This window comes from Saccharopolyspora indica, assembly GCF_027853965.1.
GTDB classification, from domain to species: domain Bacteria; phylum Actinomycetota; class Actinomycetes; order Mycobacteriales; family Pseudonocardiaceae; genus Saccharopolyspora; species Saccharopolyspora indica.
On sequence record NZ_JAQGLB010000005.1, the window covers coordinates 224785 to 242342 of the forward strand.

Annotated in this window: 16 protein-coding genes; 9 read left to right on the top strand and 7 right to left on the bottom strand. The window is 70.9% G+C overall.

Going from position 1 to position 17558, the window contains the following annotated elements; all coding sequences use genetic code 11:
* Positions 1-620: 620 nt before the first annotated feature.
* Positions 621-995, bottom strand: a complete 375-nt coding sequence (locus OU416_RS14125; protein ID WP_270927377.1) for an MmcQ/YjbR family DNA-binding protein — start codon at positions 993-995, stop codon at positions 621-623.
* Between the two features lie 296 nt (positions 996-1291).
* Between OU416_RS14125 and OU416_RS14130 the strand changes: the two genes are divergently transcribed.
* Both OU416_RS14130 and OU416_RS14135 read left to right on the top strand, forming a co-directional pair.
* Positions 1292-1507, top strand: a complete 216-nt coding sequence (locus OU416_RS14130) for a zinc finger protein (protein ID WP_270927378.1) — start codon at positions 1292-1294, stop codon at positions 1505-1507.
* Positions 1504-1722: a hypothetical protein gene (locus OU416_RS14135; protein WP_270927379.1), complete on the top strand. Its 219-nt coding sequence runs from the start codon at positions 1504-1506 to the stop codon at positions 1720-1722. Before OU416_RS14130 ends, OU416_RS14135 begins: the two co-directional genes overlap by 4 nt.
* Before the next feature lie 44 nt (positions 1723-1766).
* Here OU416_RS14135 and OU416_RS14140 read toward each other — a convergent pair whose 3' ends face one another.
* The 5 genes from OU416_RS14140 to egtA form a co-directional block, all read right to left on the bottom strand.
* Complete coding sequence (locus OU416_RS14140; RefSeq protein WP_270927380.1) at positions 1767-2102, bottom strand: hypothetical protein; 336 nt, start codon at positions 2100-2102, stop codon at positions 1767-1769.
* A 130-nt stretch (positions 2103-2232) separates the two neighbouring features.
* Entirely contained in the window at positions 2233-3204 is a 972-nt protein-coding gene (gene egtD / locus OU416_RS14145; RefSeq protein ID WP_270927381.1) for an L-histidine N(alpha)-methyltransferase, read from the bottom strand.
* A complete protein-coding gene (egtC, locus tag OU416_RS14150) occupies positions 3201-3956 on the bottom strand; it encodes an ergothioneine biosynthesis protein EgtC (protein WP_270927382.1) in 756 nt (251 codons plus the stop codon). The genes egtD and egtC overlap by 4 nt, the downstream gene beginning before the upstream one ends.
* Before the next feature lie 3 nt (positions 3957-3959).
* Complete coding sequence (gene egtB, locus OU416_RS14155) at positions 3960-5285, bottom strand: ergothioneine biosynthesis protein EgtB (protein WP_270927383.1); 1326 nt, start codon at positions 5283-5285, stop codon at positions 3960-3962.
* A 19-nt stretch (positions 5286-5304) separates the two neighbouring features.
* Positions 5305-6537 (bottom strand): ergothioneine biosynthesis glutamate--cysteine ligase EgtA, encoded by a 1233-nt coding sequence (gene egtA, locus OU416_RS14160; RefSeq protein ID WP_270927384.1) that lies wholly within the window; start codon positions 6535-6537, stop codon positions 5305-5307.
* A gap of 209 nt (positions 6538-6746) precedes the next feature.
* Here egtA and OU416_RS14165 point away from each other — a divergent pair, with 209 nt between their 5' ends.
* The 4 genes from OU416_RS14165 (at position 6747) to OU416_RS14180 (ending at position 12607) form a co-directional block, all read left to right on the top strand.
* Entirely contained in the window at positions 6747-7337 is a 591-nt protein-coding gene (locus tag OU416_RS14165; protein WP_270927385.1) for a TetR/AcrR family transcriptional regulator, read from the top strand.
* Positions 7338-7462: 125 nt separating this feature from the next.
* On the top strand, positions 7463-9538 hold the full coding sequence (locus tag OU416_RS14170; RefSeq protein ID WP_270927386.1) for an FUSC family protein: 2076 nt from the start codon (positions 7463-7465) through the stop codon (positions 9536-9538).
* Positions 9539-9653: 115 nt separating this feature from the next.
* Positions 9654-11051, top strand: a complete 1398-nt coding sequence (locus tag OU416_RS14175) for a pyridoxal phosphate-dependent decarboxylase family protein (protein ID WP_270927387.1) — start codon at positions 9654-9656, stop codon at positions 11049-11051.
* A gap of 47 nt (positions 11052-11098) precedes the next feature.
* Complete coding sequence (locus OU416_RS14180; RefSeq protein WP_270927388.1) at positions 11099-12607, top strand: alpha/beta hydrolase; 1509 nt, start codon at positions 11099-11101, stop codon at positions 12605-12607.
* A 55-nt stretch (positions 12608-12662) separates the two neighbouring features.
* Here OU416_RS14180 and OU416_RS14185 read toward each other — a convergent pair whose 3' ends face one another.
* Positions 12663-14138 carry a peptide MFS transporter gene (locus OU416_RS14185; protein WP_270927389.1) on the bottom strand — a complete coding sequence of 492 codons (1476 nt, stop codon included), beginning with the start codon at positions 14136-14138 and terminating at the stop codon, positions 12663-12665.
* A 253-nt stretch (positions 14139-14391) separates the two neighbouring features.
* Here OU416_RS14185 and OU416_RS14190 point away from each other — a divergent pair, with 253 nt between their 5' ends.
* The 3 genes from OU416_RS14190 (at position 14392) to OU416_RS14200 (ending at position 17507) form a co-directional block, all read left to right on the top strand.
* The gene (locus OU416_RS14190; RefSeq protein ID WP_270927390.1) at positions 14392-14952 is read left to right on the top strand and encodes a TIGR03086 family metal-binding protein; all 561 of its coding nucleotides are present in this window, start codon (positions 14392-14394) and stop codon (positions 14950-14952) included.
* A 180-nt stretch (positions 14953-15132) separates the two neighbouring features.
* Positions 15133-16470 carry a hemolysin family protein gene (locus OU416_RS14195; protein WP_270927577.1) on the top strand — a complete coding sequence of 446 codons (1338 nt, stop codon included), beginning with the start codon at positions 15133-15135 and terminating at the stop codon, positions 16468-16470.
* On the top strand, positions 16467-17507 hold the full coding sequence (locus OU416_RS14200) for a hemolysin family protein (protein WP_270927391.1): 1041 nt from the start codon (positions 16467-16469) through the stop codon (positions 17505-17507). The genes OU416_RS14195 and OU416_RS14200 overlap by 4 nt, the downstream gene beginning before the upstream one ends.
* The last annotated feature ends 51 nt before the right edge of the window (positions 17508-17558 follow it).

The following is a 17558-nucleotide window of genomic DNA, read 5'->3' on the forward strand; positions in this document are numbered from 1 at the left end:
GGCCGCACCGGCATCGTCCCTGCGGCGCACCCGTTCCGCCGGCCGGGTGGACCGGCGGCTGCGATTTCGGTGAACGACGACAATTCCCAACCGGCGACCGAGGACGTCCGGAGCGGGCGAACTCCTCCGCCACTCCGTCGTTCCGGCACCGGCATCTTCCCGGTACTAAGCAGACCTCCCCGCAGTTTCCGCACTTCGGTGACCACCGAGCGTTTCCGTTCGTTTTCCGCAACGAACGGAATCCAGCCGGTGACCGCCCCCCATGTCGCTGTCCCGAAGCCGGTTCACGCGTACCGGTCACCGTCCCGGCGGTTCCGTGAAAATTCATCTCGCGCAAGCCTTTGGCCAGCACACATGAACGCAGCTTTCATCTGAACGTTACGCGGGCACGCCTGGGTGCGCACCTGTTTGATCAAGATGCGGACGAACGGCGGCCACCCGCGCGACCGGATGGTGCATCGGCATAAGGTGCCGCTAAGGTTGTTTCAACAAAGGGTCAAGCGGGCGGCGCTTTTTCCGCGCACCGGGACGTCCCGGAATGACTGAATGAATTTGATTCATCTTTCTACCAACCGCGAATGAACGGCCCGCATTCACAACTTTTCGCGCCGAAGTCCGAATCAGCCGCGCTCTCCGAGTGAACGCCAGTGCAGCTTCTCCCGCTCCCGCTTGGGCAGCCCGGCGACCACCAGGTCGTAGGAGTCCTCGATCAGCTCCACGACCATCTCGTCGGGCACCGACCCGTCGAGCACGACGGTGTTCCAGTGCCGCTTGTTCAGGTGGTACCCGGGGATGATCGCCGAGTAGCTCAGGCGCAGCTGCACCGCCAGCTCCGGTTCGCACTTGAGCGACACCCGCAGCGGCTCGGCCGCCAGCCTGCTGATCGCGAAGATCTTCCCGCCGACCTTGAACACGCTGTTGGCCTCGTCGAACGGGAACTCCTCCCGGGCACCGGTCATCGACAGACAAGCGGCCTTGAGCTCCTGCGGCGTCATGCCCGCCAACCTAGCCCGGTGCACCGACGTCCGCGCCGCCTCACCCGCCCGCGCCCAGGTGTAGCCTGGCCGCGCCGACCGCGTGCCGAGGCACCTCCCCCCAGTGGCCGGAGCGCGCGGCCGGCTCTTCCACCACAACGCCGATCACCCAGCGTGCACGCAGATCCAGCCATTGATCCTTTCGGATGATCGCCAGGCGTGTTCCGCCGAGCGGCATTGGGCCGAACGGGTCAAGGTCAGCTGATTACCCGTCACCGAACCGGCGCAGGCCAGTCCCAACGGCGGAGGTGGGGAGAATGATCTGCATCGAGCACCACTGGCAACCGGCCGGGCAGCTCTGCCACGCGGTCGCGGGGACGTTGCCCGCCGGGCCGCACCACGCGGGCGAGCTGCTCACGACGCTGTGCGCGCAGCGCATCACCGCAGCCGAGCCCTCGGCGCTGAACTGGATGTGGCCGACCTGCGCGGAATGCCTGCGCGCCGCGGGGCGAATGCCGGAGACAGCACCGTGACCCGCACCGTCGCCGTCCGCTTCGCCTTCGGCGTCGTCGGCGAGGCCCGCCGCGAGGTGCACCTGACGACCGCGCCGGGGACGGGGATCCCGGCGATCTGGCTGACCTTCTGCGGGGTGGAGATCCCGGCGCACCAGGCCGAGGTCTCCGAGCACCCGGCGGGCATGCCCTGCATCCGCTGCCTGGCAGGCGCCACCCGCACCATCACGCGCTGAAGGGCGCCTCCGGGAGAACCGGAGACGCCCTTCGGGTCAGGTGCTCAGCGGGAGAAGAGCACCGAGCGGACCAGCACCCCGCTCGGCGCGGTCTCCCCGGGCGCCAGGGTGAAGAAGGTGTCGCTGGCGCAGTGGGAGTCCAGGAAGACGACGGCCGTCGCGTTCGTCCCGTTGTGCACCCGGTACGCCGGGCTGTCCACCGGCACGTCCAGCGTGTGGCAGTCGCGGCCGACCGGGTCGCTGATCGAGGTCTGGTACACCTGGCCCCGGTGCTGGACCGAGTAGGAGAACTCGCCGTAGGCGGCGAGCGCGGAACCCGGCAGGGCCAGCAGCATCCCAGCGGCACCGAGAGCAGCGGCGACAGTTGCGCGAAGACGCATCGGAACGTCCTTTCCAGCAGGTAGTGCGGCAGTTGCGGGGCCGATCTTGCTCCGCGCCCCGAGCGCCGCCATTCCAGTCACCCACCGGTGGGGTGACCGCCTGCGAGATCCTCCGATCAGGCGGTTCCGATCAGCGCGCCACCGCCAGCGACAGGGCGAAGTCGCCCGCGTCGTCGAGCCACCAGTGCCGCAGGTCGAAACCGGCGGCGGTGAGCTCGTCGTGCACCCGCTCCCGCCGGAACTTCGCCGAGATCTCGGTGCGGATCTCCTCGCCCGCGGCGAGCTCGGCCGTCAGCGCCAGCTCGGCGAGCTCCACCCGCATCGGCCGCGCGGCGCGCAACCGCATCTCGATCCACTCCTGCTCGGCGTTCCACAGCGCCACGTGCCCGAACTCCTCGACGGCGAAGTCGGCGCCGAGCTCGCGGTTGAGCACGCGCAGCACGTTGCGGTTGAACTCCGCGGTCACCCCGCTCGCGTCGTCGTAAGCGCGCACCAGCCGCTCGGGATCCTTGACCAGGTCGGTGCCCAGCAGCAGCCATTCCCCCGGCCGCAGCGCGGCGCGCACCGAGGCGAAGAACCCGGCGCGTTCGGCGGGCAGCAGGTTGCCGATGGTGCCGCCGAGGAACGCCACCAGCCGGTCGGTGCCCGCGTCGAGCGCGGTGAGCCCGCTGGTGAAGTCGTCGACCACACCGCGCACCAGCAGCTCCGGGTAGTCCAGCGCGATGGCGTCCACCGCGGCGCGCAGTGCCGAACCGGAGACGTCCAGCGGCACGAAGCGGTGCAGCGTCCCGTGCTTGCGCAGCGCGTCGAGCAGCAGCCGGGTCTTCTCCGACGATCCCGAACCGAGCTCCACCAGCGTGGCCGCCCCGGTGATCTCGGCGATGTCCATCGCGGTGCGCTGCAGGATCTGCTGCTCGGCCCTGGTCTGGTAGTACTCCGGCAAGGTGGTGATCCGCTCGAACAGCTCGCTGCCCGCGGCGTCGTAGAACCACTTGGGCGACAACCACTTCGGCTGCTCGGTCAGTCCTTCCCGCACGTCGGCGCGCAGCTCGCGGGCCGCGTCCTCGGCGGTGAATCGGACGATCAGCTCCGGTTCGCTCATCTCTCCCCCATCTCCTCCAGCGGCCGCAGCTCGACGTCGTCGACGGTGGCCACGACCAGGCTCCGGTCGGGAACTTCACGCCATCCGGCGCGCGCGCCGAACGGTTCGGACGCGACGGTCACCGCGCCGCGGGCCTGTCGCACCCACAGCGAATGCGTCCAGGTGGTGGCCACCAGCCGGGCGCCGTCGCTGAAGAGCAGGTTCAGCCGCGAATCCGGGGCGACCGCGACGACCTCGCCCACCAGCTCCGGCACCGCCACCTCCGGATCGGCCCCGTCGAGCACCCGCTGCCGCAGCACCGCCCACAGCAGCGCCGAGTCGGTGGCGGCCTCCAGCGTCAGCAGGTCGACCACGTCCAGCCGCGCGGCGAGCTTGGCCACCGAGTCCGGCCAGCCGGTGACCCGGCCGTTGTGGCTGAACAGCCAGGTGCCGTCGGTGAACGGCGCGCAGGCCCCGGGCACCACCGGCATCCCGACGGTGGCCGAGCGCACCGCGGCGACCACCGCGCCGCTGCGCACCTCGCGGGCGGTCTCCCGGAAGGACTGGTCGGTCCACATCGGAACCGCAGCCCGGTAGCGGGCCGTGGAACCGTCCGCGCGGTACCAGCCGGCGCCGAAGCCGTCGGCGTTGATGGTGCCGCCGCCGCGCATGTCGGCGGGCGCCCAGGTCTGCTCCAGCAGCGAGTGCTCGGGCTCCAGCAGCAGGTCGGCCAGCGAGACCGCGGGCCCCAGGTATCCAACGTGTCGGCACATGGCTCAGCCGCGCTCCTCCGCCCGCGGGGTGCGGGCGCAGCGGAATCCGGCGAAGATCTGCCTGCGGATCGGGTAGTCCCAGTTGCGGAAGGTGCCGCGGCAGGCCGACCGGTCGGTGCCGAACGAGCCGCCGCGCAGCACCTTGTAGCCCGGTCCGAAGAAGACCTCGGAGTACTCGCGGTACGGGAACGCCGAGAATCCCGGGTAGGGCAGGAAGTCGGTGGCCGTCCACTCCCACACGTCACCGATCAGCTGCCGCGCGCCGCAGGGCGCGGCCCCGGCCGCGTAGGCCCCGGCGGGCGCCGGCTGCAGGTGCCGCTGGCCGAGGTTGGCGTGCTCCGGGCGCGGATCGTCGTCGCCCCACGGGTAGCGGCGCGACCGGCCGCTGCGCGGGTCGAAGCGGGCCGCCTTCTCCCACTCCTGCTCGGTCGGCAGCCGCTTTCCCGCCCACGCGGCGTAGGCCTCGGCTTCGTAGAAGCTGACGTGCACCACCGGTTCGGCTTCCGGCACGGGTTCGAGGTGGCCGAACCGGCGGCGCAGCCAGCGGTCCCCGTCGAGCTGCCAGAACCGGGGCGCCCGCAGCTCGGCGCTCTGCCGGTGCGCCCAGCCCGCCTCGCTCCACCAGCGCGGGTCGTCGTAGCCGCCCGCGTCGATGAAGGCCAGGTACCGGCCGTTGGTGACCGGCGTGCTGTCCAGGTAGAAGTCGTCCACGTGCACCTGGTGCGCCGGTCGTTCGTTGTCCAGCGCCCAGGGTTCGGTGGAGGTGCCCATGGTGAAGGGCCCGCCGGGCACGAACACCTCGGGCGGCAGCACGTCCACATCGGACGGCGTCGGCTCGGCGGTCAGCGCGGGCGGCCCGCTGCGCAGCTGGTGGGTGGCCAGCATCGTCTCGTCGTGCTGCTGCTCGTGCTGCACGATCATGCCGAAGGCGAAGGCCTGGTCGACCAGCCGCCTGCCCTCCAGCGGGGTGCGCGCCAGCAGGTCGAAGACCTTCTCCCGCACCGTGCCGACGTAGTCGCGAGCCTCGGCGGGACCCAGCAGCGGCAGCTGCGGCCGGTCGGCGCGCGCGTGCTGGAAGGCGTCGTAGAGGTCGTCGATGTCGGGCCGGATCGCTTCCGCGCCGCCCACGTCGCGGACCAGCCACAACTCCTCCTGGCTGCCCACGTGCGCCAGGTCCCACACCAGCGGGGACATCAGCGGTGAGTGCTGCCGGACGAGGTCGTCGTCGTCGACCGAGTCGGTCAGCCCGGCACTGCGCTGCCGGGTGCGCGCCAGCTCGGCCGCCACGTGCGCGCGCAGGTCGTCGTCGCTCAGCTCTTGCAGGTTCACCGGTACCTCCGGGAGAAGATCAGCGATCACCGGCCGCGGCGATCCGCCGCGCCACGAAGTCGGCCAGTCGCCCGGACAGCCCCGCCGGGACGTCCGGTCCGTCGAGCAGTCGGCAGGCCAGCGCGAAGACGCCCTCGGCGACCTGCGCCAGGGTCCGGTCGCGCAGGCCGTGCCGCGCCGCGTGCACCCAGCGGCCGATGGCCGGGGACGTCAGCGCCAGCACCTCGTCCACTGTGGATTCCTCGCGGAACAGGGCGATCAGGGCCGCCGCCGGGAGCATCCAGCCCTCGCCGGGCTGCGCGTCCAGGTAGCGGACCTCCAGGTAGCCGCGCGGCCGGACCGGCGGGAACACCGTGCTCAGGTGGTAGTCGAGGTCGTCGTGGGTGGGCGGGTTCGGCAGCGCGCCGTGGATCCACTCCGCGAAGCTGATCCCGCTGGGCGCGGTCCAGTCGTCGCCGTCGCGCCGCAGGCAGACCACCGAGGTGTCCAGCACCCGCCTGGCCCAGCTGCCCGCCGGGTCGTCGGAGATCGAACCGGGGCGGGTGCGCGGCGGGTCGGTGCGCAGCAGCGCGCGGGTGCGGGTGGACACCCAGCCGGTCTCCTCCCCGAACAGCCGCGGCGAGTTGGCGAAGGTCGCCATCATCACCGGTCCGAGCGCGTGCAGCGCGCTCCAGCGCGGGGCGATCCGGTGCGGCTCGCCCGCGTCCAGGCAGACCTGGACCCCGGCGGTGCTGCACATCATCAACCGGCCGTCCAGGCCGATGCGGTCGAAGGCGGTCTCCATCGCCGCGTAGCGCGGCACCCGCAGGATGCGCCGGGGATGCCGCCACGGGTCGGTGCCCTGCTCGCCGAGCACCAGGCCTTCGCGGGCCAGCCGGCGCGCGACGTGCGCGGCATCGGCGGCGACCACGGTGAACAGCGAGCGCATGGAGGTGGCGGGACGGCTGGAGACCTCGACCTGGCCGCCGGGTTCGACGGTGAGCACCGACCCGTTCGGCAACGGCCGGTGCGGGCTGTCCGGGACCAGGGAGCGGGGCGCGTGCGCGCCGAGCGCGGCGACGAGCGTCGCGGTGTCGAGCGGTCTTGCTGGGTCGTCCTGGTGGTGCACGGTCCATTCGAGTTCGATGCCCATCAGCCGCGGAGGGCCGTGCTTGAAGCACACCGACGCCACGTACGCCTCGGCCTCCGCGCGGGTTCGCACCCGGGAGGTCGGGAAGTCATCGGCTGCAGGATCGGTCGACACCGGGAACATGATCACCGCCCGTGATTGGCCGGTTACCGACGCTACCGCGCACCCCCGGTGGTCGCGACCCTTGTTCTCGATCTCGCCAGCTGCTAAGGGGTTTCGGGATCTTCCGGGGGCGACCACCTGATCGGACGCCGGTCGGAGCAGGCGGGACGTGGCCAGCAAGACGTACGTACGGATTGCAATTCCCGGGGGCGGCCTGGGACGATCAGCATATGCCTCGGGTCAGCCAAGACCACCTCGACGCCCGGCGCCGTCAGATCCTCGACGGCTCCCGGTCGTGCTTCGCGCGCTTCGGTTACGAAGGTGCCACAGTGCGCCGCCTGGAGGAAGCGACCGGGCTGTCCCGCGGCGCGATCTTCCACCACTTCAAGGACAAGGAGTCGCTGTTCCTCGCCCTCGCCGAGGACGACGCGACCCGGATGGCCGACGTGGTCGCCGAGCAGGGCCTGGTGCAGGTGATGCGCAACCTGCTCGACGCCACCAGCGAGGCCTCGCCCGCCCTGGGCGCGGACTGGCTGGGCACCCGGCTGGAGGTGTCCCGCAGGCTGCGCACCGACCAGGAGTTCCGCGAGCGGTGGGCGCAGCGCTCCGAGCAGCTGACCGCCGCCACCCGGGCGCGCCTGCTGTGGCAGAAGGAAGCGGGCAACCTCCGCGACGACGTCGACGTCGACGTGCTGACCGCCTACCTGGAGCTGGCGCTGGAGGGCCTGCTCTCGCACCTGGCGATGGGCCTGCCCGCACAGCACCTGCGCCCCGTCCTGGACCTGGTGGAGGAAAGCGTCCGCCGCCACCGCACCCGCTGACCTCTGCGGCGAACTCACCCCGGGTGGCGGGGCCGGTGGCGAAAGAGGAGCGAACGCCCCACCGAGCGGTCGTTCGGCGTAATCTCGCACCACCTGTCGGGCGAGCGCGAAGGAGCCGCTGCGCAATGTGGAGCGAGTGGTGGAATCGCTTCCTCGCCTCGGATCCGGCCATGCGCAGGCTGCGCACCGCCACGCGGGTGGTGCTCGCCGTCGCGCTCACCATCGTCGTCGTGCTCCCGGTGCTGGCCTGGTGGGGCCAGCCGCTGCCGCTGGCGATGATCGGCGCCGTGGTGGCGATCAACTCCTCGCTCGGCGTCAACGACCCGGACCCGCGCCAGCAGCGGATCACCACCCTGCTGATGCCGCTGCCGGTGACGGCCGCGCTGCTGCTGGCGATGCTCACCGCGTCCTGGCCGCTGGTGAACACCCTGGTGTTCCTGGTCGTGATCTTCACAGCGGTCTACGTCCGCCGCTTCGGCCCGCGCTACTTCCCGCTGGGGATGGTCGCGTTCATGGGCTACTTCTTCGCGATGTTCCTGCGCCCGCAGCTCGCGCAGCTGCCCGCCCTGTTCGCGACGGCGGTCACCGGGGCCCTGGCCGCGTTCGCGCTGCGGTTCCTGGTGCTGCGCGACGAGCCCGAAGGCGTGCTCGAACGCGGCCGCCGGACGCTGCTGGCGCAGGTGCACGGCCTGCTGCACGCGGTGCGCGACGTCGCCGAGCACCCCGGCTCGGCGGCCCGGCGGCGCGAGCTGAACAACCGGTCGGTCCGGCTCAACGAGACCGCGCTGATGCTGGAGGGCGCCGTCGGTCAGCTCGACTCGCTCGACGAGGCCGGCCGGGACCGCCTGCGCCAGCGCATCCTCGACGTCGAACTCGCCGCCGAGAACCTGCTCACGCCGCTGCTGCGGCTGGTCGACCACCCCAGCGGCGGCGACACCGTCCCGCATGCCGTCGGCGCGCTGCTGGCCGTGCTGCGCACCGATCCGCGCGAGCTGCGGGAGGCCACCCGGCTGGTCGCCGAGCGCATCGAGCAGGAGGGATCCGTGGCGGTCGCGATGGCGGTGCGGCGGCTGGGCACCTGCCTGGCCGAACTCGCCACCGCGACCGAGGAGTTCGACGACCGCGCCGAGGGCGAACCGGCCGCCACCACCGAGCCCGAAGCCGCGGAACCGGGCGAAACCGGCCTGCAGCGCCCGGAAGTGCGGATGGCCGTCCAGGTGACCTGCGCGACCGCGCTGGCGATCATGCTCGGCCAGCTGGTCTCGCCGAACCGCTGGTACTGGGCGGTGATCACCGCGTTCGTGGTGTTCATCAGCACCAACAGCCGCGGTGAGCTGCTGGTGCGGGCGTGGCAGCGCACCGCGGGCACGGTGCTCGGCGTGCTGGCGGGCATCCTGGTCGCCGCGCAGATCTCCGGGAACCTGGCCGCCGAGATCACCATGATCCTGATCTGCGTGTTCCTCGGCTTCTACTTCGCCGGGTTCTCCTACGCGGTGATGACCTTCTTCATCACCGCGCTGCTCGGCGCGCTCTACGGCATGCTCGGCACCTTCGACGCCAGCGTGCTGGAGACCCGGCTGTGGGAGACCGCGGTCGGGGCGCTCGCCGGGGTGCTGGCCGCGGTGTTCGTGCTGCCCACCCGCACCCGCTCGCTGGTGCGCGACAACACCGAGGACTTCCTGCTGGCGCTGCGGGACTTCCTGCGCGGCACCGGCACCGAGCTCAGCGAGCGCGGTGAGGTGACCGGCCTGCAGGAGTCGATGCGCGAGCTCGACGACGGCCTGCAACGGGTGGTCCGCAGCGCCCGGCCGCTGACCTCCTACCGGCTGCGGTCCCGCCGCAGCCAGGTGCAGCGCAGCGTGACGATGCTCAGCGGCTGCGCCTACTACGTGCGCAACCTCGCGGTGGCGCTGTCGGCGACGGCCGACATGGTCGACGAGGACACCCGCAACCGGCTCTCCGAGCTGCTGTGGGCGCTGGCCGACGCGGTGGAGGCGTTGACCGGCGAAGCGCAGGTCGGCTTCGACGCCGCGATGGACTCCGCGCACCGCACGGCCGACTCGCTGCACGACATCGCCGAATCGCTGACCGACGGCCCGACCTCGCTGCACCGCACGATCCGCTGGCTGGACCGCACCACCCAGATCGTCGAAGACCTGGCCCGCGAACTCGGCACCGCGGCGCAGCAGCACACCGGTTGAGGCCAGAGTCCGCCGATTGGACCGCGACACACCGCCGTTCGCCGAATAGCTTCACCGACGAACCCGGTGCTCGCGACCATCTCGTGGCACCCAGACCGCTCCGAAGGTGGTGCCCGTGCACCCGAACCTCGCCGAGGACCTCGCCCGACTGCCCGAGCTGCTGGACGCGGCCCGCGGCTACGCCGGCGAGGTGCTCGCCGGAATCGCCGACCGGCCTGCCGCGAGCCCGCATCGGGCCCCGCAACCGGCGCCGCTGCCCGATCGCGGTCCCGGCGCGGAAGGCGCCTTCCAGCTGTTCCGCGACCAGTGGGCACCGGGCTTCTCGGCCAGCGCCGGACCGCGCTACCTCGGTTTCGTCACCGGCGGCACCACCCCGGCCGCCCTCGTCGGCGACTGGCTGACGAGCACGTTCGACCAGAACGCGGTGAGCTCGCTGGATTCGGCGGCACCGGTTCTGGAACGGCAGACCGTCGGCTGGCTGCGGGAGCTGTTCGGCCTGCCCTCGCACCAGGGGGCGTTCGTCAGCGGCGCGACGATGTCGAACTTCGTCGGGCTGGCCATCGCCCGCGAATGGGCGGGTGAACAGCTCGGCGTGTCGGTCGCCGAGGACGGGGTGGCCGCCCTCGGCGACCTCGCGGTCCTGTCCGGCAGCCCGCACTCCAGCACCCGCAAGGCGCTCGCCATGCTCGGGCTGGGCCGGGGCCGCCTCCGCCAGGTGCCCGCGCTGCCGGGCCGGGAGGCCGTCGACGTCGATCAGCTGGCCGCCGGGCTGGCAGCGCTGGACGGACGGCCCGCGATCGTGGTGGCCAACGCCGGAACGGTCAACACGGTGGACTTCGACGACCTGCGCGCGATCATCGCGTTGCGGCAGCGATTCCCGTTCTGGCTGCACGTCGACGCCGCGTTCGGCGGCTTCGCCGCGCTGTCGCCGCAGCACGCCGAGCTGGTCGCGGGGCTCGACGAGGCCGACTCGGTGTGCGCGGACCTGCACAAGTGGCTCAACGTGCCCTACGACAGCGCGGTCCAGTTCACCCGCCACCGGGACCTGCAACTGCGCGTCTTCCAGAACTCCGCGGCATACCTGGGCCTGCCCACCGAGGACCCGGACTTCCTGCACCTCGTGCCGGAGAACTCCCGGCGGCTGCGCGCCCTGCCCACCTGGTTCACCCTCGCCGCCTACGGACGCGACGGACACCGCGAGGTCGTGGAGCGCGACATCGCGCTGGCGCGGGAACTGGGCGATCGCGTCGCGGCCATGCCGCACCTGCGGCTGCTGGCACCGGTGCGGCTCAACGTGGTCTGCTTCACCCTCGCCGAGAACCCCACCGGCGAGCGGGTCGGGAGGCTGAACCGCGCCGTGACCGAGTCGGGCGAGGCGTTCCTCACCCCGACCGTCCACGAAGGAACTCCCGGCCTGCGGGCCGCTTTCAGCAGCTGGCGCACCACCGGACCCGACGTCACCCGGGTCGCCGACGCGCTGCGAACCGCGGGTGACGGGCTCACCGGCGACTGATCGAATACGCTCCGGAGCAGCTCGACCCCGCTCGGTGAGGAGAAGCAGTGAAGCGCTCGTTCGCACTCGGTCTGGCCAGTGCCGCGGTGCTCGCCAGCACAGCGGTCACCGGCGTGACCGCGCAGGCGGCACCGGGCCTGCAGTTCGGACCGTGCCCGGAAGACGTCAGCAAGCCCTACCCGCAGCTGCAGTGCGCCGAGCTGCAGGTCCCGCTGGACCACGGCGACCCGGGCGGCGAACAGCTGAAGCTGCTCGTCTCCAAGCAGCCCGCGCGCAAACCCGAATCCCGCCGGGGAGTCCTGCTGATCAACCCGGGAGGCCCCGGCGGACCGGGCGTCGGGTTCGCCGGGGCGCTGGCGCCCAAGCTGCCCGGGGCGGTGCTCGACAGCTACGACCTGATCGGCTTCGACACCCGCAACACCGCGCACAGCACCCCGATCACCTGCGTGGACGCAGCCACCTACTGGAAGACGCCGCTGCCCGACCCGGACTCGCCGCAGGCGCGGGAGCAGAACTGGCAGCGCGCCCAGCAGTACGCCGACGGCTGCCAGCAGCGCGCCGGGAAGTACCTGCCGCACCTGACCACCCCGAGCAACGCCCGGGACATGGACCGGATCCGGGAGGCCCTGGGCGAGCAGCGGATCAGCTACCTCGGCTACTCCTACGGCACCTACCTGGGCGCGGTGTACGGGCAGCTCTTCCCGGAGCGGGTGGACCGGATGGTCCTGGACAGCGTGACCAACCCGGACACCTCGGAGATCTGGTACCGCAACAACCTCAACCAGGACGTCGCCGCCCAGCACCGGCTCGGGATGTACTTCGACTGGATCGCCCGGCACGACCAGGTCTTCCACCTGGGCACCGAGCGCGCCCAGGTGCAGGCCGCGTGGGACGGCGTGCAGGCCGAGCTGCGCAAGGCGCCCCGCGGGAACCTCGGTCCGGCGGAGTTCATCGACACCACCTTCAACGCGCTCTACGGCGAGAGCAGCTGGAAGGACATCGCCGAAGGGCTGGCCGACTTCCACCTCCGCAACGACGAGAAGAAGCTCGCCGCCCTGGTCAAGCCCAAGGACGAGGTGGCCGAGAACGGCAACGCCATCTACAACGCGGTGGAGTGCGTGGACGCGCCGTGGCCGACCCGGCAGCGCGAGTGGGAGCGCGACTCCGAGCGGCTGGCCGCCGACTACCCGCTGGCCGCCTGGTACAACAGCTGGACCGTGGCGCCCTGCCGGTTCTGGCACGCGCCCGCCCAGCAGCCGCTGAAGATCACCGGCGACGGCCTGCCGCCGGTGCTGCTGTTCAACTCCGAGCACGACGTGGCCACGCCGTACCAAGGCGCGCTGGAGATGCACCGCTCGCTGCCGTCGTCGGTCCTGGTCACCGAGAAGGACGCGGGCAAGCACGGCGTGTGGGCGCTGGCGGGCAACGCCGAAGCCGACCGCATCGGCACCGACTACCTGGTCAACGGGGTGCTGCCACCCGAGGACGTCACGCTCCCCGGGCACCCGGATCCCGACCCGGCGGCCCCCGCGCCGAAGACCCTTGACCTGCCCTGAACGCGAGGGAGGCCGGGCCCGAACCGGACCCGGCCTCCCCAGCGCGCTCGAACGATCAGAGCACGCCGTGCATCTTGCGCTTGATGCTCTTGGAGAACACCAGCAGCAGCGCGGCGCAGGCGATGGTGGCCAGACCGACGATGCCGAAGTAGATCTGCTGGTTGTCCACCGAGTAGGACTTCACCAGCTGGGCGCCCAGGCCCTGCCCCATCGCCGGGGCCAGGAAGTACAGGCCCATGGTCTGGGAGGCGAAGACCTTCGGCGCCAGCTTGGTGCTGGCCGACAGGCCCACCGGGGAGAGCAGCAGCTCACCGATGGTCAGGATCACGAACACCATCGCCAGCATCAGCGGCAGGTGCTTGTCGTCGCCCGCGACGGTCTTCGACAGCACGACCCACAGGAACGCGAGGCCGACGAAGAACAGCCCGCCGACGAACTTCTGCGGGGTGGTGGGCTGGCGGTTGCCCAGCTTCATCCACAGCGCGGCCAGCACCGGCGCCAGGATGATGATCGCCAGCGAGTTGATCGACTGGAACCACGATGCCGGGATCTCGAACCCGAGGATGTTCAGGTCGGTGTCCGCCTCGGCGATGTTGGCCAGCGTGTTCGGCTGCTGCTCGAACAGCAGGAAGAACAGCGCGGTGGCCAGGAACAGCGGGATGTAGGCGATGAGCCGGTCCCGCTCGATCTTGGTGATCTGCTTGCTGGAGAGCATCGCCGCGAAGTAGACGACCGGCAGCACCGCCGAGATGATGCTGATCAGGTTGACCATGCCGTCGAGGCCCACCACGCCGCTCACCGACAGGCCGCCGAGCACCACGACGAACAGCACCGCGATGCCGATCACGCGGCCCAGCACGCGGCCCTTGTGATCCGCGGGCAGCGGGTTGACCGGCTTGAGCCCGGCCGAACCGAGGTTCTTGCGCCCGAGCGAGTACTGCACGAGCCCGATCGCCATGCCTACCGCGGCCGCGCCGAAGCCCCAGTGCCAGCCGACCCGCTCGCCGAGCGTGCCCGACACCAGCGGCGCGAGGAAACCGCCCAGGTTGATGCCCATGTAGTAGATCGAGAAGCCGGCGTCGCGGCGGGTGTCGTCGTCGCTGTAGAGACCGCCGACCAGGCCGGACACGTTCGGCTTGAGCAGGCCGGTGCCGATGACCAGCAGCACCAGGCCGAGCACCACGGTGGCGACGCCACCGGGCAGCGCCAGGCAGATGTGGCCGAGCATGATGACCACGCCGCCCCAGAACACCGCCGACTGCGCGCCCATGACCCGGTCGGCCAGCCAGCCGCCGACCACGCCGGTCATGTACACCGAGGCACCGTAGACGCCGACCACCGACAGCGCGGTCGATTCCGGAATGCCCAGGCCGCCGTCGGCGATCGCGCTGTACAGGTAGTAGGCCAGAATCGCCCGCATGCCGTAGTAGGAGAAGCGCTCCCACATCTCGGTGAAGAACAGCGTCGACAGGCCGCGGGGGTGTCCGAAGAACCCCTGCTGCGGTGCGTCCGCAACCGTGGGTGAACTCACGATCACGTCCTCTCGTTGACCAGGCGGCGGTGACCGCCTTCGGTTGTGCCGCGAGGTTGGTTACCCGCGCGTAAGAAACTGCTCGGCAGGTTACGACTCCCCGAAGTGGCCCAGACCACCGGGGCGTAAACCCGCCTCACCGCGCACGACACATCGCGACGTTCCAGTCACACTGGGAGCCCGCTAGCTGCAGATCCGTTGGCACCGACGATCAGCGCGTGACCGGATTCACACCCGTACCCCAGGAGGAATCGTGCAGCTGTTGACGGCCCACCGCACAGCGATGGCGGAATTCGACGCCCGGGTGCGGCGCATCGAGGCGAAGCAGTGGGACAACCCTACGCCGTGCACCGAGTGGAACGTCCGTGACCTGCTCAACCACCTGGTCTCCGAGCAGCTCTGGGCACCGTGGCTGCTGGACGGCGCCACCCTCGACGAGGTGGGCGATCGCTTCGACGGCGACGTGCTGGGCGAGGACCCGGTCGGCGCGTGGACCGCGGCCGCCGACGCGGCGCGGCGGGCGTGGGACGCACCGGGGGCCACCAGCGGTGAGGTGAACGTCACCGGCGGCGTGATCCCGGCCGAGGACTACGGCTGGCAGATGACCGCGGACCTGGCGGTGCACGCGTGGGACCTGGCCCGCGGGATCGGCGCCGACGAGCGGCTGAACCCCGAGCTGGTGGCCGAACTGCACACCGTGCTGGCCCCGCAGGTGCCCGCCTGGCAGGGCTTGGGGATCTTCGCCGCACCGCGCCAGGTGCCGCCGGACGCCGACGAGCAGACCAGGCTGCTGGCGCTGGTCGGCCGGTCCTGAGCGCGTCGTTCGCGTTGGCGCGCAACCGATCACGGTACAATCGGCGGGCGTATCCTTCCCTTTTCGAGGAGTGACGGCTTCAGTGCCTGCGGCACAATCCCCTGACGGGGGCAGTACCGGGCCGGGGATCCTTCCCGGCGTTTCCGAGTTCGTGCGCGGTCGCCCGCGAGGTGACCGGTGATCGACATTCTCCTGTCGGTGTTGGGTTTGGTCTTCGTCGGCGTGCTCACCCTGGGCACCGGCCTGGCGGTGGCTGCCGAGTTCTCGCTGACGTCTCTTGAGCGCAGCACGGTTGATGCTCATGTGCATGCGGTGGGTGATAGGCGTGCGAGGGCGGTGCAGAAGGCGCATCGGACGTTGTCGTTCCAGCTTTCGGGTGCGCAGGTCGCGATCACGTTGACGACGTTGGTCACCGGTTATGTGGCTGAGCCGTTGATCGGTGAGTTGATCCGTCCGGTGTTGTTGGCGGTGGGTGTTCCGGTGTCGGCGGCGGGTGCGGTGTCGTTGACGTTGGCGATCTTGTTGGCGACGACGTTGTCGATGGTGTTCGGGGAGATGGTGCCGAAGAACCTGGCGATCGCGCGGCCGTTGCCGACGGCGCGGGCGGTGTCGGGGTATCACGCGCGGTTCTCGCAGGTGTTCCGGTGGTTGATCGATGCGATGAACAACAGCGCGAACTGGGTGGTGCGTCGTTTCGGCGTGGAGCCGCAGGAGGAGTTGCGGTCGGCTCGTTCTCCGGAGGAGTTGGGGTCGATCGTGCGTTCCAGTGCTGAGCACGGGACGTTGGATGAGTCCACGGCGGAGTTGATGGATCGCTCGTTGCGGTTCGGTGACCGCACCGCAGAGGAACTGATGACTCCGCGTGTTCGGGTGGAGGCCTTGCAGGTCGGTGACACGGTGATGGACTTGCTGGAACTGGCTCGGCGCAGCGGGTTCTCGCGTTTCCCGGTGCACGGTGGTGATCTGGACGACATCCACGGCGTCGTCCACGTCAAGCAGGCCTTCGCCGTCGCGGCCGAGCACCGGCGCAGCACCGCGATCGAATCGCTGGCCCGACCGGTGCCGACCGTGCCCGAGACGCTGGCCGGCGACGCACTGCTCAACCGGCTGCGCGGCTCCGGCCTCCAGCTGGCCGTGGTGGTCGACGAGTACGGCGGTTCAGCGGGCATCGTGACCTTGGAAGACGTCGTCGAGGAGATCATCGGCGACGTCCGCGACGAGCACGACCGCCGGGAGATCGCCGCGGTGCGCCGCTCCGGCGACCGCACCTGGATCATCTCCGGCCTGCTGCGGCCCGACGAGCTCGCCGACGCCACCGGCTTCGCGATGCCCGACGGCGACTACGAGACCGCCGCCGGGTACGTGCTCAGCAAGCTCGGCCGCATCCCCGAGGTCGGCACCCGGCTGCCGGTGGACGACTGGGAGCTCACCGTGTCCCGAATGGACCGCAACCGCATCGCCGAACTGCGGCTGACCCGCCAACCCGAGCACGCCGAGGCCACGGGAGCGACCCGATGAGCGATGGGTTCGCGATTCTGCTCGGTGTGGTGCTGCTGCTGCTGAACGCGTTCTTCGTGGGCGCGGAGTTCTCGCTGCTGTCCTCGCGCCGGGACCGCCTGCAAGCCCTGGCCGCCCAGGGCAAGGCCCGCGCCCGGGTGGTGATCAACGCCAGCCAGCAGGGCTCGCTCATGCTGGCCAGCGCCCAGCTCGGCATCACCCTGTGCTCCCTCGGACTCGGACGCCTCGGCGAACCCGCCGTCGCCCACCAGCTCCAAGCACCCTTCGCCGCGCTGGGCATCCCGGAGACGGTCACCCACGCGGTGTCCTTCGCCATCGCACTCGCCCTCGTGGTGGTGCTGCACGTGCTGGTCGGCGAGATGGTCCCGAAGAACCTGGCCATCGCCGAACCCGAGAAGGTCGCGCTGTGGCTGGTCCCGCCGCTGGTCGGGTTCGTCAAACTCGCCCGCCCCTTCATCGCCCTGTTCAACATGATGGCCAACACCATCCTCAAGATCATGCGAGTCGAACCCAAGGACGAGCTCGACACCGCCTACACCTCCGCCGAACTCGCCGAACTCCTCGTCGAATCCCGCCGCGAAGGACTCATCGACCACTCCGAACACCGCCGCCTCGCCCAAACCCTCTCCTCCGCCGACCACACCGTCACCGACGTCCTCGTCCCCACCGCCGAGGTCACCACGCTGCCCGCCCGCCCCACCCTGGGCGACGTGGAACGCGTCGTCGGCGAAACCGGGTTCTCCCGCTTCCCGGTGCGCGGGGACGACGGCGAGATGCGCGGCTACCTGCACATCAAGGACGTCCTCGACCAGGCCGGGCAGGACCCGTCCACCCCGATCGCACCGGCCCGCATCCGACGGCTGCCGACGGTCTCGGCCGCGGCCCGGCTCGACGAAGCGCTCGCCTCGCTGCGGCGCTCCGGCAGCCACCTCGCCACCGCCGTCGACACCACCGGCGCACCCGTCGGCGTCGTCGCCATGGAAGACCTCGTCGAGGAATACGTCGGAACCGTCCGGGACGGCACTCACGTGCACTGATGGCACCGGGTCGGGCAATATCGCCCGACCCGGTCACCCGTTCGCCGGAAG

Bases quoted from the DNA above. Each gene is read 5' to 3' on its own strand.
- OU416_RS14165 (WP_270927385.1), top strand. From the start codon at position 6,747: ATGCCTCGGGTCAGCCAAGACCACCTCGACGCCCGGCGCCGTCAGATC.
- OU416_RS14125 (WP_270927377.1), bottom strand. From the start codon at position 995: ATGACGCCGCAGGAGCTCAAGGCCGCTTGTCTGTCGATGACCGGTGCC.
- OU416_RS14170 (WP_270927386.1), top strand. From the start codon at position 7,463: ATGTGGAGCGAGTGGTGGAATCGCTTCCTCGCCTCGGATCCGGCCATG.
- egtC (WP_270927382.1), bottom strand. From the start codon at position 3,956: ATGTGCCGACACGTTGGATACCTGGGGCCCGCGGTCTCGCTGGCCGAC.
- egtA (WP_270927384.1), bottom strand. From the start codon at position 6,537: ATGTTCCCGGTGTCGACCGATCCTGCAGCCGATGACTTCCCGACCTCC.
- OU416_RS14130 (WP_270927378.1), top strand. From the start codon at position 1,292: ATGATCTGCATCGAGCACCACTGGCAACCGGCCGGGCAGCTCTGCCAC.
- egtD (WP_270927381.1), bottom strand. From the start codon at position 3,204: ATGAGCGAACCGGAGCTGATCGTCCGATTCACCGCCGAGGACGCGGCC.
- OU416_RS14200 (WP_270927391.1), top strand. From the start codon at position 16,467: ATGAGCGATGGGTTCGCGATTCTGCTCGGTGTGGTGCTGCTGCTGCTG.
- OU416_RS14140 (WP_270927380.1), bottom strand. From the start codon at position 2,102: ATGCGTCTTCGCGCAACTGTCGCCGCTGCTCTCGGTGCCGCTGGGATG.